Here is a 17,287-nt window from a genome sequence, read left to right as displayed (position 1 = left end):
CCGCGCCCGTGCCGTACGCCGCAGACGCCGCGACTGCCCCCACGGGGGAGGCCGTTGGCGATCGCCGGCAGCGGCAGCGGGTGCGGTACCCGATGCGGATCGTCACCGGGGAGGCGTACGCGGACGTCGACACGAACGTGTACGGGAAGGTGGCTGCGCTCTCGCAGCGCGGCCGCGGTACCGCGTCGGTGGAGAAGATCGCCGCCTTCCTCGGACTCGGGACCTCGACGGTCAAGAAGGCGCTCGGCCGTCTCGCCCGCCCGGCGGGTGATGACGAGGTGGCCGAGGTCCTGGTGCGCCGCCGCACCCACCCGATATCCGGCACCGGGCAGACGGCCCAGCGCTGGGTGCGCCCCGTCGACGACCGCACGGAGCCGTGGGTGTGGGCGCCGATGCTCGCCGGCGACGTCCTGCGTCCCCGGCTGCACCGCCTCTACCTCGCGCTCCGGTACGCCGAGCGGACCCGGCACCAGGCGACGCTCGCCGAGCTCGGGCAGCTGCTGCGCCACCGCACCGGTGCGCGGGCCGGACAGCCCCTCCACGAGACCACCGTGTCCCGGCTCGTCGACGAGCTGGCGGCCGCCGGGTGGATCACCGTCGACCGGCGCGGCGGGTACCGCGGCCGCCACCTCATCGTCACGCACGATCACCCCGTCCACCCGTCCACCGCCCCCGAGTTGACCCCCTGCACTGAGGGTCCATCGGGTCCCGATCTTGAGGGCACATCCCCCGCGTATAAGGAACACCAAGAACTGACCGACCCTGAGAACACGAGCGCGCGTCTTCCTTCCCGCCGTAGGCGAGACACCAGTAGTAGAGCTGTGGATAACCCCGGCCGTGACACAGCGTCACCGGCATACACCGGGCCCGGACTTCAGCTCAGCCCCCGCGTCTGGGCCGTCCTCGCACCGGTCCGGCACCTGCTCCCCGCCATCAGCCCGTATCTGCTGCGCCGCGCCGTCCGGGAGATCGCGCAGCAGCTCGACACCTACGCCACCGTCGAACGCCTGTGCGCCCGCCTGATGGCCCGGAGCGCGGGCGTCATGACCGACGAGATCCGGACCCCCGGCGCGTGGCTCCTGGCGGCCGTCAGGCCCCGCCGCGAGTGCGGCCTCGTCGACTGCGAGGACGGCGTCCACTGGCTCACCCGCAAACGGTGCGAGACCTGCGACGAGCTGCGCGCCGACCGCCGCACCGGACACCCACCACATCCCGCCGTCCCGGCCTGGCCTCACGGCTACGCCCCACCCCCGCCCACCACCGCCCTGCCACCCACCGGCACCTGACCCGAGCAGAGCACCCGACACCAGAACCGAAAGGCCTTCCCGATGGCCAGTGAGCACCAGGTCGACCGGTGCGCGACGTGCGGCGCGCGGATCCGCTGGACCACCACCGCCCGAGGCGCCGCGCTGGCCGTCGACGCCGACCCCGACCCCACCGGCAACCAGGCCTGCTACACCGACGCCGCCGGCACCCTCCGCTCCCGAGGCATCAGCACCGAACGCCCGGTCGTCGAGCACGCCGAAGTGCTCTACCGGCCCCACGTCGCCTCTGGCCACACCCCCCGCGGTACCACCGGCGCACCCCAGCACCGGCGCACCGGCGTACGCCCCCCGCCATGGCGCCGTCCGTGACGCGCGCCCTCGGCCAGGTCCCCGCCGCCGCGGCCGCCGTCATCAAGGCCGAGCTCCTCGCCCACCTCAACGCCGACGACACGCCACGCCTCACCGAGGCCGACGCCACCGCCGCCGCGCGGGCCGTCGTCCTCGCCCTCCAAGCGGACGGCTGGCACATCACCGCCCCACCGCCCCGCCAGCGCCCATGAACCCCAGCCACCAACCACCCACGGAGACCCACCTCATGCGCAGGACCCTCATCACTCTCACCGCGCTCCTCGGCCTCGGCCTGGGCCTGGGCACCGCTGCCTGCACCGGCCCCGAGCCCGCCCCCAAGATCACCCTCGCTCCCGAGCCCACCCCGGCCGACACCCAGCCCACCACCGACGGCGGCACCGGCGAACAGCCCCCCGGCGACCGCGAGTTCACCAAGCAGTCGTTCGACATCGCCTGGGCCGCGTACACCGAGGACCAGCGCTACACCATGTGCACCGCGCTCATGCTCGGCACCGACGGCGCCACCGACTTCTACGCCGACGGCGTCCCCGACCAGGGCCTGGTCGACTGGCCGTACTTCACCGAGCTCGTCCAGGCCGAGTGCGACGCACGGTGACCCGTCCCACCCGCGCCCTCCAGGCCGCCTACGCCACCGGCGCACTCCTCGTCGGCGTCACCGCCCTCCGGTACGCCGCCGCCGGCCACTGGCCCCACGCCCTCGCGGCCGCCGCCCTCGCCACCCTCCTGTGCGAGGGCGCCGTACGCGAGGCCGAATACGCCCACACCCGCCGCCAGTTGCGCGAGGCCATCGAGGAGCAGACCCGCCGCGACACCCGCCTTGCCCACAGCACCGCCCTGAAAGGCCAGTTCGAGACCACCTGGCACGCCCTCCTCGCGACGTGCTGTCTCCGCGCCTGGGAGACACAGCACCGCGACCACGACCCCGCCACCTGCACCCGTAAGGAAACCCCGTGATCACCCCCGCGCGCCGCGCCGCCTCGTACCTCCCGGCCGCCGTCCTCGCCGCCGCCGCAACCGCCCTGAGCGCCTACGGCTGGTCACTGGCCGCCCTGATGTGCGCCGGCGTCTCCGGCATCACCTACGCCCACGCGCACCACCTCCGCACCACCCCCGTGCCCACACCCGTACCGGCGGCCGTCGACGGCCCCGGCCTGCGCGACACCGACGCCCGCACCCTCCACGCCCGCTACACCGACGCCATCGCCATCGAGCAGCACCGCCAGGCCGAAGCAGGCATCAGCCCCCAGAGCCCCGAGTCAGCCCAGTGCCTCGCCGCCGCGATCCTCGCCGACCGGGAAGCCGTCATGGAAACCCTCCTCAACGACCGCGCGGACGACGAAGCCCAGATCGACCGCCTCGCCGACGACCTCGCCAGCACCCGCAGCGCCATACGCCAGGCCCGGAACCACGCCGCCATGTGGGAGAACACGGTCGGCCCCGACGCCCCCGGCCTCAAACGCGCCAGCGCCGAACTCACCAAGGCCCTGGACACCAGCGCATGACCACCGCCGCCGACGCGTTCCCGCGAGCCTTCCGCCTCCACACCCGCGACGGCCGCATCATCCTCGGCGCCCAGTGGCCCGCCGGCCGCGTCGTCGTCGACGAGGACGGCCACGGCCTCATCACCGGCGCCCACAACCTCGGCGACCTCCACCACATCAACATCACCCGCATCGAATGGGCCGACACCCCCGCCACCTGCCAGGCATCCACCATCAGCGCCCTCGGCAACCCGCTCGGGCCCTGCGTGCTCCGCCCCCACACCGGCCCCGTCCACCAGGACGCCACCGGCGCCACCTGGTGGACCCGCACCGACCACCCGAAAGGCACCTGACCCCCATGGCACAGCGACTGAAAGCCCGCGCCGTCGACGACGTCCTCGGCGCCGCCGGGCACTCGTCCAGCGAGTTCGGCGCCGGCTACTGGGACCCCGGCTACCGCACTGCCCAGTCCGGCCCCCGCGTCGTCCACGTCTTCCACGACGGACCCGGCGAGAAACAGCAGATCAACGCCTACGCCACCACCCTCCAAACCCTCGGCTACGCCGTCCAGCACGAGCAGCAGACCGGCGGCCGCCGCCGACTCGTCATCACCCGCCCCTGACCCTCCCTACGCGTGCTCGCGCCTGCGGTTACCGCGCGCGCGAACGCAGGCGCGCGCGACACCCTCAACACCCCTTACCCGCCAGTACACATGGCGGCCCACCACCGTAGGGAGACCCCGATGGCCGACTACCCCGACCACCCCCGCATCGCCCAGACACTCCTCGACCAGCAAGCCCGGATCAACGACCTGGAGCAGCAACTCGCCCGCACCCGCGAGGAGATGCGCGCCGAACTCCGAGAGGCCCACGAAACGCTCAAGGACCTGCGCCGCGAGACCCGTGAGGCCCGCGAGCTGATCCCGCTCCTCACCGACGACCTGTTCAGCGCCGAGGTCAAGAAGCAGGTCGACGCTCTCGGCCGCGCGACAGAGGCGGCCATGGCTCAGAGCGTCGACCGGGTCACGCAGCAGTTCGACAAGCTCGCCGACACCTTCATGGGCCAGAGCCGCCAGCAGCGCCGCAAGGGCCAGCCGTCCATCCCCGAACTCATCGAGCAGGGCTTCGGCGCTACCGCCGCGGAAGCACGCGAGGCCGACCGTGAGTAGCTGCGCCGTCTGCCCGCGCGTGGCGCCGGACGAGGCGTACGCCTGCGCCACCTGCGTGCGCCAGCTGCGCCACTGGCTCAGCGACCTCCCCCACCAGATGAGCCACCTGCGCGCCGCTCTGGCCCCCGAGGGCCGCCCGCAGCAGGGCCGCGTCGGGGGAAGCGCCACCGCGCCGCTCCCGGTCAACCTGTCCGTGCTCAACCTCCTCGGCCCCGGGTGGCCGCTCCCGCCCGCCGACCCGTACGGCGACGCGACCGGCCCCGTCCCGATCGGCCCGCTCCTCGCCGGGTGGGCCGGCTACATCGCCTACGCCCACCCCGCCGTCTACCGCGACGGGCACGGCACGCAGCGCATCGTGCCGTGCTCCGGCGCGCACTCCCGCCACGGGACCAGCGTGGCGGGCTGGTGCCACTGGCTCACCGCCTACCTCCCCTACGCCGCCACCCGCCCCTGGATCCGCGACCTCCACCGCCAGATCGCCGACCTCATGTCGCGCGTGTACGACCTCACCCACGCCGAACCGCAGCGCCACCCCCAGGCCGCCCCCTGCCCCGCCTGCGCCGCGTTCGCCCTGGTCGCCGTCGACGGGCAGTGGGGCGTCGACTGCGGGGCCTGCGGCCATCACCTCGAACCCGAGCAGTACACCGCCCACGCCCAGACACTCATCGCCGCCCACCCGGCCCCCGGAGACACCCAGATGACCACCGACAAGACCACGGCCCGCCGCGCCGCCGTCCAGCGCCTCACCCAGCAGGACCCCACCCGCAGCGCCCGTTCCATCGCCGCCGACCTCGGCATCAGCAAAGACACCGTCCGCAGAGATCTCGCACACCTCACAGCCACCGAAACACCCGCAGCCCCGGAGCCCGAGCCGCCCGCCGAGCCGCCGGCCGCACCGGGGACCGCAGCCCATGCCCGCGCCGCCGTGCGCCAGCTCGCCCAAGCGGTCGCCGAGGTGGAGAACGCGCGCCCCGCCCACGTCAGCACCACCGACGAGGAAGCGAACCACTGGGCCGCACAGCTGCGCCAGCACACCGAGACACTGCGCCACGAGCGCCAGCTGCTCGCGGACCACTACCCCGGCGCGCTGATCGCGGGCGCCACCGTGAGCCACCGGCGCACACAGGACACGCCACCCGCGCCGCCGGTAAGCCCGCAGGACTCCATCGCACTCCTCACCACCGCCAACCCGCAACTCGCGGCAGACCTGGACACCCTCACACGCTGCGGCCGGCCGACCACCAGCGCGATCGCCCACGCCGTCAGCTTCATGGCCCGCGCCTACCGCAACGGCTGGAACGCAGGCCTCGTCCCCACCCACCTCGAACCCCTGATCGACGTCTACAAGATCGTCCCGTACACCGCCCCCGCCGACCGGAAGTCGACCGGTTCGCCTGCGCCCACCACACCGAAGACAGGACGATGACGAGGTCCGCACCCGGCTCGCCCCCTACGACAACACCTGAGTACGCCCCCCATCGGCCCCCTGTCGCACGCGCGTTCGGCAAGCCACTGGACAAGATCGTCGCTTAGCGTCACACTCTCAACAGCACCAGACGTGTGCCCAGACCACGTACCGGCCCCCGCCACGGCGGGGGCCGCACGCATGCCAGGGGGTGACCATGACCCTCTACACCGCCCCCGCGGCCGCCGCCCAGGCCACCCAGTGGCGCCGCCTCCTGTCCGCCGGCGCAGCAGAGGTCAAGCCGGCCACCATTCGCAAGTGGGCCAGCCGCGGCCACCTCGCACCCGTCGGCCTCGACGAGCACGACCGCCCGCTGTACGCCCTCACCGACCTCGCCGCCGCCGAGCTCGCCACCCGCGGCCGCGCGCTGCGCTTGGTGGGCTACAGCGCGACCGCACCGGACTGACTGAGGGTCACGAATCGGTCACCACCCGGCGAAGTCGCGTACGAATGGGACACGATGACCCCTTCATCCGTCCTTGGGGGGACCATGGCCGATCACAGCTACAGCGAGATCCAAAGCGCCGTGCGCGTCGAGAAGTTCAAGATCTGGGCCGCCTGGCTATGCGGCGGGATCCTCTGGCTCATGGTCACCAACGCAACCGCGAACATCGCCGTCGTCAGCGTCATCACCCAGGTACTCCTCATCGTGCTCGGAGTCCTCTCCACCATCGCCGCCGTCACCATGACCAACCGACTCAACCGCAAAGCGGACGCAGCACGCCGCGAGGTCCTCGGCGACCTGTGATAGGGGGTGGCGCCCTGTGTCCGGCATACGCAACGGGCGCCCCTACCGCCGCCTCTGCGCCACGCAACGGAGCTACCGGCTCCCGTGCTGGTGGTGCGGCCACGACATCCGGTACGACATCACCGGACCCGCGGCCAGCAAGCACCGCGACGCCTTCACCCTCGACCACCTGCTCCCCGTCAGCCTCCGCCCTGACCTCCTCCTCGACCCCGCCAACGCACGCAGCGCACACCGCCGCTGCAACAGCGCCCGCGGCAACCGGATCATCACCACGCCCATCACGACATCCCGGAGGTGGTGACCATGGCGCAAACGGACCGCGAGCGCATCGCCGACACCCTGCGCAACCTCGCACCCGGCCACCCCGTCGGGCGCATCTGGGGACGTCGCGAAGGCGCCGCACCCGACGAGGCCCAGGAGGGGAACGTCTGGGCCGCCGACGTAGACGACATTGCGACTCTCATTGCCGCAGTCCTCGCGGGGCAAGGCACAGTCGAAGAGATCATGGCCCGACGCAGGGGGTGACGCTGCGTGCTGTACGTCATCACCGGCCCGCCGGGTGCGGGCAAGAGCAGCTGGATCCGGGCGCACGCGGGCCCGGGGGACATCGTCATCGACCTGGACCTGATCGCCCTGGCCCTGGCCGGCCCGGGTGCTGACCACCACGCGCACAGTGACGCGCTGCTGAAGGTGGCTCACCGGGCACGTACCGCCGCCCTGCACCAGGCCGAGCAGCTGGTCGACCAGGCCGACGTCTACCTGATCCACACCATGCCGCAGGCCAAGGCACGCGCGCGCTACCGACGGCTCGGCGCCCGGATCGTGGTGGTCGATCCGGGCGAAGACGTGGTGAGGCAGCGCGTACGGGACATGAGGCAGCCCGGTATGGAGAGGGTGGTCACCCGGTGGTACCAGGAGCATCGGCGAGGTGGTTCGCGCCCCGTGACACCGCAGTCGTCCCGCGACTGGTGAACGAACCGATCAAGGATCGATTCGAGCTGAATCGATCATCGGCGAGACGCTGTCGCTCGTTCGACGGGGGTAGTGGGTCGAAAGTCGAGAGGTGAAGCGGGCGACCCAAACGCCCTTGGCTCCCGGCTCTCTCCCCGGCGCGAATCGCTAATCCCGAAACGCTGACATTCACCACATTAGTGACTCCCTGTCACCTCACCCTCTGTCACTGTTCGTGATCATTCACCTGTTACGGAGGGTGATGTCATGTTTGGTGACGATGTGTCACCACCTCGCAAGCTCCGGGCCGGTGCCGTCGCCAAGGCGACCAAGGCCGAGCTCAATCAGCTCGGGGTCGACCCCGCCGTCAACGCGGCGGCGGCCGCCGCTCTCCGGCTGGCGAAGGAGCTCGACTCGGCCCGCGACGCACGTGAAACGGCCCCGGCGGCACGCGAGCTGAGACAGGCGATGGGTGTTGTGCGGGCCCTGGCGCCGGTCAAGGAGCGGGGGGACACGGTCGATGAGCTTCTCAAGCGGCGTGAAGCCCGCGGTGCCTGAGTCGCTGCGCGGCTGCCAGACCCCCCGGATCATCTCCACCCCGCACTACCGGCGCATCCACACCGGCCGGTGGGACGGCATGGAGGACCTGGAGGCGCTCGACTTCCGTTCCCCGGCCGGCCAGGAGTGCATCGACCTGGCCCAGTCCTACGGCACGACCCTCGATCCCTGGCAGCGCCTCGCCTTCCATCACTCCCTCGCCGAGGACGACGCCGGCCTCTGGGCCGCGTTCGAAGTCGTGCTGGAGGTCTCCCGGCAGAACGGCAAGGGCGGCTACCTCGAATGGCGCCAGATCGGCGGCGTCCTGCTGTTCGGCGACAAGCTCGTCATCCACACCGCGCACCAGTTCAAGACCGCCGCCGAGTCCTTCATCCGCCTGGACGAGATCCTCGGCAGCTACGACGACCTCCGGCGCCGCGTCAGACGCATCATCAGGTCCCACGGGGACGAGGGATTCGAGTTCTTCAACGGCGCCCGTATCCGCTTCCTGGCCCGCTCGGACGCGTCCGGCCGTGGATTCAGCGGGGACACGGTGATCATGGATGAGGGGATGATGCTGCGGGCCGCGCCGATGGGAGCGCTGCTGCCGACCATGTCCGCCCGCCGTAACCCGCAGCTCATCTACACCGGGTCGTCGGGGGTGGGTGAGGAGTCCGAGCAGCTGGGCACGCTGCGCGCGCGGGCCCTGGCGGAGACCGAGGAGCCGGACCAGAGCCTGGTGTACCTGGGGTACGGGATCGACCCTCACGTCAAGGAGTGCCCGCGCGACGAGCGCGAGCGGATCGTCTGCCGGGACCACGACGACCGCGACGACCCGCGCAGCTTCGCCAGGGCCAACCCCGCCATGGGCATCCGGATCCGCGAGGCCCACATCTGGCGCGAGCACGCGACCATGCGCCCTGACCTCTTCGACCGCGAACGCCTCGGGGTGGGCACCTACCCGGTGGCCGTCGACGACGCGTGGAAGGTCGTCGCGAAGGAGACCTGGGAGGCCCTGACGGACACCTCGTCGGGCATGAAGGACCCGGTGGCGTTCGGGGTCGACGTGACTCCCGAGCGGTCGCACGCGGCGATCAGCGCGGCCGGTCACAACGGGCAGAGCACCGAGGCCGGCGACGTCACCCACCTGGAGGTCATCGACCACCGCCCCGGTACCGGCTGGACGGTCGACCGGCTGATGGAACTGGTGGAAAAGCACCGGCCGTGCGCGATCGTCATCGACACCTTCGGCCCGCCCGCCAGCCTGATCCCCGCGGTCAAGAAGCGGCTGGCCGCGCTCCTGGAGAAGACCCGCGACCTGTACTACGAGGACCTGCTCATCGAGGCCAAAGCGCGCGACGTCGCCAACGCGTACGGGCAGTTCATCGACCTCATCGAGGAGCAGCGCGCGGTGCACCTGGGCCAGGCGCCGCTCGCCACCGCCCTTGCCGGGGCCGACACGCGGCCGATCGGTGAGGGCAAGACGTGGGCGCGGCGTACGTCGTCGGTGGACATCAGCCCGCTGGTGGCCGCGACGAACGCGGCGTACGGCCATGCGGAGCGTAAGGACGTCGTACCGGAAGGGGCGCCGAACCTGTGGTGATGACCGTGCTGGAGATCCTGTTCGTCCTGGCCGCGCTCGTCGGTGTGGCGATGTGGTCGCTGCCGGCAGCGCTGATCCTGGCCGGTGTGCTCGGGGTCGTCGCCGTGGAACGGCACCAGGCCGAGCCCGCGCCCCCGAAGCCGAAGGAGGCGCGGGAGTGAAGGGACTGTTCGGGCTGTTCGACCGGCGGGGCCTGGAGGACCCGGGCGTTCCGCTTACCGATGCGTCACTGCTGAGCTGGCTGGGCGGCGCCGCGACCGACGCCGGCGTCTCCGTCAGCGAGCAGACGGCGCTCCGGATGCCGGCGGTGTGGCGCTCCGTGACCGTCATCGCCGGCGTCTCCTCCGCACTGCCGCTGCCCACCTTCAAGACGGGCACCCGGACACGGACAGTGAACGCCCTCTTGGAGGACCCGCACCCCGAGCTGACACGGCTGGAGGTCTGGCGCCTGGCGTACCTGTACCGGGTGCTGTGGGGCAACGCCTACATCCAGAAGATGCGGGCCCCCTCCGGGCAGGTCAAGGAGCTGTGGCCCGTCTCCTCCAGCCGCGTCCAGGTCGACCGCGAGCGCCCGACCCCGGACAACCCGACGGGCAAGTGGTTCTGGGCGACGGACGACTGGGGGGTGACGCACCGGCTCACTCCGCGCGACATCCTGCACATCCCCGGGATCGGGTACGACGGGCTGACCGGAGTGTCCCCGGTCCGCCTCGCCTCGCAGGGGATCGGCCTCGCACAGGCGGCGGAGAAGGGCGCGGCCCGCCTGTTCGGCTCGGGCAACATGGTCGGCGGCGTGCTCCAGACCGAGCAGCGCCTCAACGCCGAACAGGCCCTCCAGCTCAAGGAAGCCTGGCGAACGAAGATGGCCGGCGTCCACAACAGCCATGAGGTGGCCGTCCTCGACTCCGGAGCCAGCTTCGCGCCGGTGACGATGCCGAACGTCGACGCCCAGTTCCTGGAGTCCCGCGAGTTCCAGAACACCGAGATCGCGCGCATGTTCGGCGTGCCGCTGTTCCTCCTGATGGAGACGTCCAAGAGCACGTCTTGGGGGACGGGGCTGGAGCAACAGGCCACCGGGTGGGTCAAGTTCGACCTCGCCCCTACGTGGCTGGCACCGACCGAGCAGCGCATCACCAAGGAGCTGCTGCCCAAGACCGAGTACGCCAAGTACCAGGTGGCCGGTCTGCTGCGCGGCGACTCGGCCGCGCGGGCCACTTTCTACCGGGCGATGCGCGATACCGGCGTGATGTCCGCCAACGACATCAGGGAGCTGGAGGACCTGCCCCCGATCTCCGGGCCCGAGGGTGATGTCTACCTCCAGCCCACGTACATGGCCCCGCTCGGGTCCAACCCGCTGGCCCCCGACGACGCCGGGCCAGCCGCCGCGCGGGCCGCCTGGCACCTGGCCGAGGCCAAGCGTCTGCTCACCCCGACCGCTGCTGACACAGGAGGCGACGATGACCGTGATGATCGGGACTGAGGAGCGCCGGCGTCTGTCGCTGTCGGCGGCCGACGTGGTGATCCGCGCCGAAGGCACGGCCGCCAGGTTCGGCGGGTACGCCGCCAAGTTCAACTCCCGCACGTCCATCGGGAATCCGCTGCGCTGGGGGTTCTACGAGGAGATCGCCGACGGGGCGTTCACCAAGACCCTCACCGAGGGTGACGCTCGGATGCTGATCGACCACGACTCGTACTACGTCGTGTCACGGGTGTCCGCCGGATCGCTGCTGCTGGCCGAGGACGCGCACGGCCTGGCCGTCGACAGTGCGCTCGACAACGGCCTGTCCTACGTCTCCGACCTGCGGGCGAACGTCAACAACGGCAACATCACCGGGATGTCGTTCGGGTTCTACGTCATCAAGGACGAGTGGAACTCCGAGACCGTGGAGATCGAGGGCGCCGACCCGGTCCAGGTCGACGTCCGCATCATCCGGGAAGTCCGCCTGGTCGAAGTCAGCGCGGTCACCTTCCCCGCCTACACGGACACCGAGGCCGAACTCAAGGCCGTGGCCCGTGCCCTGGACCACCGCGGCGACCTCGCCGCCGTCGAAGCCCGCGCCGCCTACCGGCCCGAGCTCCTCGACCTGGTGCACATCGAGCGCGAGCCGGGAGAGTCCACTCGCGTCACACAGGAACCCGCTGAGCCGGCCGTGTCCACTCAGCCCCGGCACCTGGACGTCGATCTGCGCATGAGAGCGCTGGCTGCCCGCTACGGGCTCCCGCGCTGACCCACCTGACCATTGCCTTCCCCGGAGTCCCCGGGGCTGGCAGGCGTGCCGTGAAAGGACACAGACGCCATGCCCACACTGCTTGAGCGAGCGATCGAGACGCAGAACCGCACATGGTCGCGGATGAACGAGATCCGGGAGGCGGCCGAGCGCGACGGCCGCGACATGACCGAGGAGGAGCGGACCAACTGGGACGCCGCCGAGGCCGACCTCACCCGCGCGTCCAACGACATCGAGCGCCTCAACCGCATGGCCGCCCTGGACACCGTCGACCGGTCCGGCGCCGTCATCACCACCGGCGGGCAGGACGACCCCGCGGGCCGAGACCAGGAGGCCGACGCCCGCTACGCCGAGGCGTTCGGGCGGTACCTGCGCGGCGGTATGCGCCGCCTGAACGACGACCAGCGCTCGCTCCTGGAGCGCAGCTACAGCGAGATGTCCGACACCCGCGCCCAGGCCGCCGGGATCGACACCCTGGGCGGCTACCTGGTGCCCGATGGGTTCCTCACCACGATGACCGAGACCATGAAGGCGTACGGCGGGATCCTCGGTCTGGCGACGCCGATCAACACGGCCACCGGCAACGACCTGATGTGGCCGACGAACGACGACACCGGTAACGAGGGCGAGATCCTCGGGGAGAACGAGGAGGTCGGCGAGCGGGACGTCACCCTCGGGCAGCGCACCCTCAAGGCCCACATCTACAGCTCGCGCATGGTCAAGACCTCGCTCGCCCTGATCCAGGACTCCGCGTTCGACCTGGACACCTGGCTGCCCAGGAAGCTCGGTGAGCGCATCGGCCGGCGGGCGGCACGCTCCTTCACCACCGGCACCGGTGTGGACGAGCCGCAGGGCATCACCGTCGGCCTCGGCATCGGCAAGACCGGCGCCAACGGTCAGGTCACCTCGATCACGTACGACGACCTGATCGACCTTGAGCACTCCGTCGACCCGGCCTACCGCGAGGCCGGCCGCTGCCGGTTCGTCTACAACGACACCACGCTGGCCACGCTGCGCAAGCTCAAGGACGGCGAGGACCGCCCCCTGTGGGTCCCGGTCCCGGCCCCCGGCTTCGCGGCCACCATCAACGGCCAGCCGTACACGGTCGACAACAGCATGCCGGGCCCCGGCGCGAACAACGTCAGCATCGTGTTCGGGGACATCGCCGCCGGCTACATCGTGCGCCAGGTCCTCGCCGTGCAGACCATGCGCCTGACCGAGCGGTACGCCGAGAAGCTTCAGGTCGCGTTCCTGTCGTTCGCCCGCCTGGACGGGATGATCGACGACTACTCGGCGATCAAGGGCTACAAGCACCCCGCCGCCTGACCACCCCTCACCCGGGCGGTACGGCGGTGCCGCCCGGGTCCCGACCCCGGAAAGGGGACCCACGCCATGAACGACATCTACAGCAACTGCCTCGTCAAGGCCTCGCTGGTGCCGGCCGTACGGACCGCGACAGCGACCGGTACGGCCGTCGACCGCAACGAGGACGGCTCGATGTACCAGGACGCGCTCATCGTGGTCAGCACCGGTGTCATCACCGACGGCACCCACACGATCGAGGTCCAGGACTCCGCCGACAACAGCTCGTACGCCGCAGTGGCGAGCGAGTTCCTCCAGGGCACCGAGCCCGCCATCGTCGCGGCCAACGACAACACGACGTACGAGCTCGGCTACCTCGGGCGTAAGCGGTACCTGCGGGTCGTCAGCACCGTGGCCGGCGCCACGGACGGCGGCGCCCTGGCCGCGCTCGTCGTCCTCTCCGGCCCGCGCGTCGCCCCGGTGGTGCGCAACTGATGGCCCGCATCCTCATCCTGACCGGCATCAGCGGCCTCGGCTTCTCCTGGCGCAAGGGCGAGCTCGTCGACCTGGACGACGACGAGGCGGCCAAGTGGGCGGACGGCGTCCGGGCCGAGTACGCCGACACCCCGCCACCGCCCCCGCCCGCCGACGACGACCCGGCGGACCCTTTCGATCCGGTCCTCCATCCCAGCCGCGAGGTCTTCGCGTACCTGGACACCGTGGGCGAGAGCGAGGCGCTGCGCGTGTACGAGTTGGAGGCTGCCGGCGAGAACCGCGCCGGCATCAACAAGCAGAAGGAACGCGTTCTTGAGCGCGCTCGCGCACGCGACGCCGAGCTGGCTGCGGCGACCGGTCCGGCCGAGGTAGCGGCCGAGTCCTCGCGCGGCGGCGGCCGCGGCGACGGCCCGCCCGAAACCCGGTAGGGAGCCGCGCCGTGGGACTCCTCACGCTGGCCGAGGCGAAAGCCCAGCTGAACATCGTCACCGACACCAACGACACGGAGATCACCGCCTACATCGAGGCGGTCACCGAGGTCATCGAATGGCACGTCGGGCCGGTCGTCGAACGCATCGTGACCGAGGAGATCGACGGGAAGGGCCTGTACCTGCTCCTGCTGCATCCGCCGGTCCGGTCCCTCACCTCCCTGACCCCAGTCCTCGGAGGTACGGCCGTGGACGTGGCCGGGCTGCACGTGAACGGGGTGACCGGGGTGATCCGCCGCAAGGACGGCGGATCGTTCTCCGGCGGCCCATGGACAGCCGTCTACCCCGCCGGCCGTGACGCGGTGCCGCCGACGGTCAATCTGGCCGGACGGATCCTGCTTCAGCACCTGTGGCGCACCCAGCTCGGCCAGGCCCGCGGCGGCCTCGCCGGCGGCAACTCCGACTTCTCCGTAACCGAACCGGCCCCCGGCTTCGGCTACGCCGTGCCCAACCGCGTGCTCCAGCTCCTGGAGCCTTACAAGCAGCCCCCAGGAGTGGCGTGATGGCGTCTCGCGTACCTGAACTCATCGACGCTCTGGTCGCCCGGCTCACCCCGGACCCGGAGTTGACCGGCGTCGTGGTCGTCGACGGCCCGGAGATCAACGAGACGGACACGCCGGACTGGCTGATCGTCGGATGGTCCGGCGACCCTGACGGCGACTTCCAGGCCGCACAGACCCTGGGCGGCTGGTCCGATCTTGGCACTGGCCGTGAGGAACAGCTTCAGGTCACTGTCGCCGCGATCGCGGCCCGAGGCGACACCGATGTCCGGGCCGCCCGGGTCCGCGTGTTCGAGATCGCCGGCCGGGTCGAAGCCCTGTTGCGGGCGGACCCCAGCGTGGGGCTGAGCTCGCTGGAGGTCGCGATCGAGGCGACCCAGCTCGTGCAGGAACAGGACGACAACGGCGCACAAGCCACCCTGCTGCTAACCGTGGCCGGCCGCGCATTCACATAGATGAGGACCCCCGTGCGTACATCCATCCCGTTCGATCTGGTCGCAGCTTTTGTTCAACAACTCGGGGCCGACCTGAACGAGACCTCGTCTGTCGAGATCACCCATGACCGGGTGACCGTGACGCAGCACCGGCTCAACGAGCAAGGCGCGCGGTTCTCGGTCGGCAGCACCAGCGCGAAGGTCGTCACCGACATCCGTATCGAGAGGGAGAGCCGAGCATGGCTGCGTTGAGTACGTCTGTGGTGCCCCGGGGAGGTCTGGCCGTCGAACCGGTGGCGGCGGCCGGCGGCGGGGACACCTGCCAGACCGGCGCCGGTGTGGTGCTCCTGGTCCGCAACGGCGACGAGTCCAGCCACACGGTGACGCTGGTGACGCCGGGCACCGTCAACGGGCTGGCGATCGCCGACCGGGCGGTGACCGTCGCGGCAGGGGACGAGGTCCTCATCCCCGTAACGAGCGAGTACTACAACCCGTCGACCGGCCGGGCGAACATCACCTACGACGGGGTCACCGATCTGACCGTCGCGGTCATCCGGGTGCCGTCGTGAGCAGGGTGACGCTCAGTCATCCCGATCTTCCTGACCAGACGATCGAGGTGGACCAGGCGGCGGTGCCGCACTACCAGTCGTCCGGCTGGCAGCGCGTCGGGCCCGAGGCGGTCCCGGACCCGGAACCGAGCACGACTCCGAGCAGGGCGCCGCGGCGCCGGCAGAAGAAGGAAGGGGACCGCTGATGGCGACTCCGATCACTCCCAGCGTGCGGTACTACCGGCGCGGCACGACCAAGGTCCTGTGGATCCCGGCGATCGCGAACAAGAACGCGCCGACCCGGGACGAGATCAACGCCGGTACTGCCCTGGAGGGCGAGACCGGCGCGATGGCCGGGTGGCAGACCACCAGCGCCGTCCAGCCCGTAGCGGCACTCGGCAGCAGGTTCACACCCGTGGTCGGCGCCGAGATCACTGCCGCGGAAAGCTCGCTCACTTTCTGGGCGTCGAAGAACGGCGTGGACGTGCGGACGCTCCTCACCCGCGAGGCCGTGGGCTTCGTCGGCTGGATGGACGAGGGTGACGTCCCCGGTCAGACGATGGACGTCTACCCGGTGACCGTCACCTCCCAGGCCAAGGTGAGGGAGCTCGACAACGCCGCGCAGATCATGGCCCAGTTCGCCATCACCAGCGAGCCGGCCGAGAACGTCCTCATCCCGGCCGCCTGACATGGCGGGCTCGGTACAGATCCACGGCACCGGGCAGTTGCTGACGCTGTCCCGCCGTCTGCGGGCGGCGGGCGGCCCCCGCTTGCAGCAGAACTTCGCCCGCCGGATCCGGCGCACAGCGGAGCCGCTGCACCGCGACCTGACGTCCACGATCACGCGGCTGCCACTCCGGTCCGCCGGGCGCGGCGCGCGGCGGCGGGGCGGCCCCTCTCCGACACAGCGCCCCTTCCGGGCCACCCTTGCCGGCGCGGTACGGATCAGCGTCCGTACCGGCACCAACCCCGGCGCCAGGGTGTTCTTCGACCCGGCGCTGCTGCCGCCGGACATCTCGGCAGGCGTCCTGTACCAGCTGGACGCGGGCCGTCTCCGGCATCCGGTGTTCGGCAACCGGAAGCGCTGGGCGAACCAGACGACCCCCGCCGGCTGGTGGGGCCGGACCGTCAACCGTCACACGCCGCGCATGCGAGCAGAGGTCGAACGCGTCCTCACTGACGTGCGCCGCCAACTGGAATAGAGAGCCCCATGATCGTCACGCACACCCCGGCCGACGGCACGATAGAGCAGGTTTCCACGCTCGACCTCTCCGCGATCGAGTCGGCCGAGATCGAGGAGGTCCTGGGCGGCGTCGCATGGCGCGCGATCGAGGACCAGCTGAGGCAACAGAACCCCACCGCGATGCGCGCCGTCCTGTGGGCCGTACGCAAGCGCGCGGCTCCCGACCTGGCGTTCGCCTCGGTCGACGTGCCGAAATGGAAAATGCGGCTCAAGGCCCGTCTCGAACGCCACGAGATTGACGAGATCCTCACCAACATCATGAGCGAGGCGCTCGCCAAGTCCGAGGACGCAGCAATCGACGCGATGCTGCCGCACTTCCGCAAGCTCGCCCACGACCAGGGCGACATCGAGCCCGCGCTGGATGCGCTGGGAAAAGGCCACTTGGTTCCGGGCCGCCAGGCATCCGGGGACTGATTCTCGAATACCGGTGGCTCCTCGCGCACTACCTGCACATCCGCCCCT

At 71.0% G+C, this 17,287-nt stretch carries 31 protein-coding genes; all 31 read left to right on the top strand.

The annotated features are described in order from the left end of the window. The first annotated feature begins 8 nt into the window (after positions 1 to 8). Positions 9 to 1,286: a hypothetical protein gene (locus ACFWV8_RS11840; RefSeq protein WP_384200056.1), complete on the top strand. Its 1,278-nt coding sequence runs from the start codon at positions 9 to 11 to the stop codon at positions 1,284 to 1,286. 42 nt (positions 1,287 to 1,328) lie between these two features. Next, entirely contained in the window at positions 1,329 to 1,634 is a 306-nt protein-coding gene (locus tag ACFWV8_RS11835; RefSeq protein ID WP_384200054.1) for a hypothetical protein, read from the top strand. After that, positions 1,619 to 1,825, top strand: a complete 207-nt coding sequence (locus ACFWV8_RS11830; RefSeq protein ID WP_384200052.1) for a hypothetical protein — start codon at positions 1,619 to 1,621, stop codon at positions 1,823 to 1,825. The genes ACFWV8_RS11835 and ACFWV8_RS11830 overlap by 16 nt, the downstream gene beginning before the upstream one ends. 35 nt (positions 1,826 to 1,860) lie before the next feature. After that, a complete protein-coding gene (locus ACFWV8_RS11825) occupies positions 1,861 to 2,229 on the top strand; it encodes a hypothetical protein (RefSeq protein WP_384200050.1) in 369 nt (122 codons plus the stop codon). Beyond that, positions 2,226 to 2,588: a hypothetical protein gene (locus ACFWV8_RS11820; protein WP_384200049.1), complete on the top strand. Its 363-nt coding sequence runs from the start codon at positions 2,226 to 2,228 to the stop codon at positions 2,586 to 2,588. Before ACFWV8_RS11825 ends, ACFWV8_RS11820 begins: the two co-directional genes overlap by 4 nt. After that, on the top strand, positions 2,585 to 3,136 hold the full coding sequence (locus ACFWV8_RS11815) for a hypothetical protein (protein WP_384200047.1): 552 nt from the start codon (positions 2,585 to 2,587) through the stop codon (positions 3,134 to 3,136). Before ACFWV8_RS11820 ends, ACFWV8_RS11815 begins: the two co-directional genes overlap by 4 nt. Next, positions 3,133 to 3,468 (top strand): hypothetical protein, encoded by a 336-nt coding sequence (locus ACFWV8_RS11810; RefSeq protein ID WP_384200045.1) that lies wholly within the window; start codon positions 3,133 to 3,135, stop codon positions 3,466 to 3,468. Before ACFWV8_RS11815 ends, ACFWV8_RS11810 begins: the two co-directional genes overlap by 4 nt. Before the next feature lie 5 nt (positions 3,469 to 3,473). After that, a complete protein-coding gene (locus tag ACFWV8_RS11805) occupies positions 3,474 to 3,737 on the top strand; it encodes a hypothetical protein (RefSeq protein WP_384200043.1) in 264 nt (87 codons plus the stop codon). A 120-nt stretch (positions 3,738 to 3,857) separates the two neighbouring features. Beyond that, positions 3,858 to 4,283 (top strand): hypothetical protein, encoded by a 426-nt coding sequence (locus ACFWV8_RS11800; RefSeq protein WP_384200041.1) that lies wholly within the window; start codon positions 3,858 to 3,860, stop codon positions 4,281 to 4,283. Then, the gene (locus ACFWV8_RS11795; protein ID WP_384200039.1) at positions 4,276 to 5,709 is read left to right on the top strand and encodes an HTH domain-containing protein; all 1,434 of its coding nucleotides are present in this window, start codon (positions 4,276 to 4,278) and stop codon (positions 5,707 to 5,709) included. Before ACFWV8_RS11800 ends, ACFWV8_RS11795 begins: the two co-directional genes overlap by 8 nt. A 196-nt stretch (positions 5,710 to 5,905) precedes the next feature. Continuing rightward, positions 5,906 to 6,154, top strand: coding sequence for a MerR family transcriptional regulator (locus ACFWV8_RS11790; protein WP_384200037.1), 249 nt, complete (start codon positions 5,906 to 5,908; stop codon positions 6,152 to 6,154). Between the two features lie 84 nt (positions 6,155 to 6,238). Next, positions 6,239 to 6,496 (top strand): hypothetical protein, encoded by a 258-nt coding sequence (locus ACFWV8_RS11785; protein ID WP_384200035.1) that lies wholly within the window; start codon positions 6,239 to 6,241, stop codon positions 6,494 to 6,496. 16 nt (positions 6,497 to 6,512) lie between these two features. Continuing rightward, positions 6,513 to 6,797, top strand: coding sequence for an HNH endonuclease (locus ACFWV8_RS11780; protein ID WP_384200033.1), 285 nt, complete (start codon positions 6,513 to 6,515; stop codon positions 6,795 to 6,797). Between the two features lie 2 nt (positions 6,798 to 6,799). After that, complete coding sequence (locus tag ACFWV8_RS11775; RefSeq protein WP_384200031.1) at positions 6,800 to 7,021, top strand: hypothetical protein; 222 nt, start codon at positions 6,800 to 6,802, stop codon at positions 7,019 to 7,021. Between the two features lie 6 nt (positions 7,022 to 7,027). Continuing rightward, on the top strand, positions 7,028 to 7,468 hold the full coding sequence (locus ACFWV8_RS11770) for an AAA family ATPase (RefSeq protein ID WP_384200029.1): 441 nt from the start codon (positions 7,028 to 7,030) through the stop codon (positions 7,466 to 7,468). Positions 7,469 to 7,714: 246 nt separating this feature from the next. Then, the gene (locus ACFWV8_RS11765) at positions 7,715 to 8,005 is read left to right on the top strand and encodes a hypothetical protein (RefSeq protein WP_384200027.1); all 291 of its coding nucleotides are present in this window, start codon (positions 7,715 to 7,717) and stop codon (positions 8,003 to 8,005) included. Further along, a complete protein-coding gene (locus ACFWV8_RS11760; RefSeq protein WP_384200025.1) occupies positions 7,968 to 9,587 on the top strand; it encodes a terminase in 1,620 nt (539 codons plus the stop codon). Before ACFWV8_RS11765 ends, ACFWV8_RS11760 begins: the two co-directional genes overlap by 38 nt. Beyond that, positions 9,587 to 9,748: a hypothetical protein gene (locus ACFWV8_RS11755; RefSeq protein ID WP_384200023.1), complete on the top strand. Its 162-nt coding sequence runs from the start codon at positions 9,587 to 9,589 to the stop codon at positions 9,746 to 9,748. The genes ACFWV8_RS11760 and ACFWV8_RS11755 overlap by 1 nt, the downstream gene beginning before the upstream one ends. Continuing rightward, positions 9,745 to 11,067, top strand: a complete 1,323-nt coding sequence (locus ACFWV8_RS11750) for a phage portal protein (RefSeq protein WP_384200021.1) — start codon at positions 9,745 to 9,747, stop codon at positions 11,065 to 11,067. The genes ACFWV8_RS11755 and ACFWV8_RS11750 overlap by 4 nt, the downstream gene beginning before the upstream one ends. Further along, positions 11,054 to 11,815, top strand: coding sequence for an HK97 family phage prohead protease (locus ACFWV8_RS11745; protein ID WP_384200019.1), 762 nt, complete (start codon positions 11,054 to 11,056; stop codon positions 11,813 to 11,815). The genes ACFWV8_RS11750 and ACFWV8_RS11745 overlap by 14 nt, the downstream gene beginning before the upstream one ends. Before the next feature lie 69 nt (positions 11,816 to 11,884). Then, a complete protein-coding gene (locus ACFWV8_RS11740) occupies positions 11,885 to 13,141 on the top strand; it encodes a phage major capsid protein (protein ID WP_384200017.1) in 1,257 nt (418 codons plus the stop codon). 66 nt (positions 13,142 to 13,207) lie between these two features. After that, the gene (locus ACFWV8_RS11735; protein WP_384200015.1) at positions 13,208 to 13,612 is read left to right on the top strand and encodes a hypothetical protein; all 405 of its coding nucleotides are present in this window, start codon (positions 13,208 to 13,210) and stop codon (positions 13,610 to 13,612) included. Continuing rightward, positions 13,612 to 14,040 carry a hypothetical protein gene (locus ACFWV8_RS11730; RefSeq protein WP_384200013.1) on the top strand — a complete coding sequence of 143 codons (429 nt, stop codon included), beginning with the start codon at positions 13,612 to 13,614 and terminating at the stop codon, positions 14,038 to 14,040. The genes ACFWV8_RS11735 and ACFWV8_RS11730 overlap by 1 nt, the downstream gene beginning before the upstream one ends. A gap of 11 nt (positions 14,041 to 14,051) precedes the next feature. Next, positions 14,052 to 14,603: a head-tail connector protein gene (locus ACFWV8_RS11725; protein WP_384200011.1), complete on the top strand. Its 552-nt coding sequence runs from the start codon at positions 14,052 to 14,054 to the stop codon at positions 14,601 to 14,603. After that, a complete protein-coding gene (locus tag ACFWV8_RS11720) occupies positions 14,603 to 15,055 on the top strand; it encodes a hypothetical protein (RefSeq protein ID WP_384200009.1) in 453 nt (150 codons plus the stop codon). The genes ACFWV8_RS11725 and ACFWV8_RS11720 overlap by 1 nt, the downstream gene beginning before the upstream one ends. Positions 15,056 to 15,067: 12 nt before the next feature. Beyond that, entirely contained in the window at positions 15,068 to 15,286 is a 219-nt protein-coding gene (locus ACFWV8_RS11715) for a hypothetical protein (RefSeq protein WP_384200007.1), read from the top strand. After that, a complete protein-coding gene (locus ACFWV8_RS11710) occupies positions 15,274 to 15,603 on the top strand; it encodes a hypothetical protein (RefSeq protein ID WP_384200006.1) in 330 nt (109 codons plus the stop codon). Before ACFWV8_RS11715 ends, ACFWV8_RS11710 begins: the two co-directional genes overlap by 13 nt. Continuing rightward, on the top strand, positions 15,600 to 15,788 hold the full coding sequence (locus tag ACFWV8_RS11705) for a hypothetical protein (protein ID WP_384200004.1): 189 nt from the start codon (positions 15,600 to 15,602) through the stop codon (positions 15,786 to 15,788). The genes ACFWV8_RS11710 and ACFWV8_RS11705 overlap by 4 nt, the downstream gene beginning before the upstream one ends. Continuing rightward, positions 15,788 to 16,270 (top strand): hypothetical protein, encoded by a 483-nt coding sequence (locus tag ACFWV8_RS11700; protein WP_384200002.1) that lies wholly within the window; start codon positions 15,788 to 15,790, stop codon positions 16,268 to 16,270. The genes ACFWV8_RS11705 and ACFWV8_RS11700 overlap by 1 nt, the downstream gene beginning before the upstream one ends. Before the next feature lies 1 nt (position 16,271). Further along, the gene (locus tag ACFWV8_RS11695; protein ID WP_384200000.1) at positions 16,272 to 16,784 is read left to right on the top strand and encodes a hypothetical protein; all 513 of its coding nucleotides are present in this window, start codon (positions 16,272 to 16,274) and stop codon (positions 16,782 to 16,784) included. Between the two features lie 8 nt (positions 16,785 to 16,792). Next, a complete protein-coding gene (locus tag ACFWV8_RS11690) occupies positions 16,793 to 17,239 on the top strand; it encodes a hypothetical protein (protein WP_384199998.1) in 447 nt (148 codons plus the stop codon). Positions 17,240 to 17,287 lie beyond the last annotated feature (48 nt).

Source organism: Streptomyces sp. NPDC058665 (genome assembly GCF_042714995.1).
In the GTDB taxonomy this organism is placed as follows: domain Bacteria; phylum Actinomycetota; class Actinomycetes; order Streptomycetales; family Streptomycetaceae; genus Streptomyces.
The sequence above is the reverse complement of the archived record's forward strand: the minus strand, read 5'-3'. Positions and strand labels throughout refer to the sequence as shown.

Coding starts and splice junctions, on each gene's coding strand:
- ACFWV8_RS11835 (WP_384200054.1), top strand. CDS start 1,329: ATGGCCAGTGAGCACCAGGTCGACCGGTGCGCGACGTGCGGCGCGCGG.
- ACFWV8_RS11830 (WP_384200052.1), top strand. CDS start 1,619: ATGGCGCCGTCCGTGACGCGCGCCCTCGGCCAGGTCCCCGCCGCCGCG.
- ACFWV8_RS11825 (WP_384200050.1), top strand. CDS start 1,861: ATGCGCAGGACCCTCATCACTCTCACCGCGCTCCTCGGCCTCGGCCTG.
- ACFWV8_RS11810 (WP_384200045.1), top strand. CDS start 3,133: ATGACCACCGCCGCCGACGCGTTCCCGCGAGCCTTCCGCCTCCACACC.
- ACFWV8_RS11805 (WP_384200043.1), top strand. CDS start 3,474: ATGGCACAGCGACTGAAAGCCCGCGCCGTCGACGACGTCCTCGGCGCC.
- ACFWV8_RS11800 (WP_384200041.1), top strand. CDS start 3,858: ATGGCCGACTACCCCGACCACCCCCGCATCGCCCAGACACTCCTCGAC.
- ACFWV8_RS11790 (WP_384200037.1), top strand. CDS start 5,906: ATGACCCTCTACACCGCCCCCGCGGCCGCCGCCCAGGCCACCCAGTGG.
- ACFWV8_RS11785 (WP_384200035.1), top strand. CDS start 6,239: ATGGCCGATCACAGCTACAGCGAGATCCAAAGCGCCGTGCGCGTCGAG.
- ACFWV8_RS11775 (WP_384200031.1), top strand. CDS start 6,800: ATGGCGCAAACGGACCGCGAGCGCATCGCCGACACCCTGCGCAACCTC.
- ACFWV8_RS11765 (WP_384200027.1), top strand. CDS start 7,715: ATGTTTGGTGACGATGTGTCACCACCTCGCAAGCTCCGGGCCGGTGCC.
- ACFWV8_RS11760 (WP_384200025.1), top strand. CDS start 7,968: ATGAGCTTCTCAAGCGGCGTGAAGCCCGCGGTGCCTGAGTCGCTGCGC.
- ACFWV8_RS11755 (WP_384200023.1), top strand. CDS start 9,587: ATGACCGTGCTGGAGATCCTGTTCGTCCTGGCCGCGCTCGTCGGTGTG.
- ACFWV8_RS11745 (WP_384200019.1), top strand. CDS start 11,054: ATGATCGGGACTGAGGAGCGCCGGCGTCTGTCGCTGTCGGCGGCCGAC.
- ACFWV8_RS11740 (WP_384200017.1), top strand. CDS start 11,885: ATGCCCACACTGCTTGAGCGAGCGATCGAGACGCAGAACCGCACATGG.
- ACFWV8_RS11735 (WP_384200015.1), top strand. CDS start 13,208: ATGAACGACATCTACAGCAACTGCCTCGTCAAGGCCTCGCTGGTGCCG.
- ACFWV8_RS11730 (WP_384200013.1), top strand. CDS start 13,612: ATGGCCCGCATCCTCATCCTGACCGGCATCAGCGGCCTCGGCTTCTCC.
- ACFWV8_RS11720 (WP_384200009.1), top strand. CDS start 14,603: ATGGCGTCTCGCGTACCTGAACTCATCGACGCTCTGGTCGCCCGGCTC.
- ACFWV8_RS11710 (WP_384200006.1), top strand. CDS start 15,274: ATGGCTGCGTTGAGTACGTCTGTGGTGCCCCGGGGAGGTCTGGCCGTC.
- ACFWV8_RS11700 (WP_384200002.1), top strand. CDS start 15,788: ATGGCGACTCCGATCACTCCCAGCGTGCGGTACTACCGGCGCGGCACG.
- ACFWV8_RS11695 (WP_384200000.1), top strand. CDS start 16,272: ATGGCGGGCTCGGTACAGATCCACGGCACCGGGCAGTTGCTGACGCTG.
- ACFWV8_RS11690 (WP_384199998.1), top strand. CDS start 16,793: ATGATCGTCACGCACACCCCGGCCGACGGCACGATAGAGCAGGTTTCC.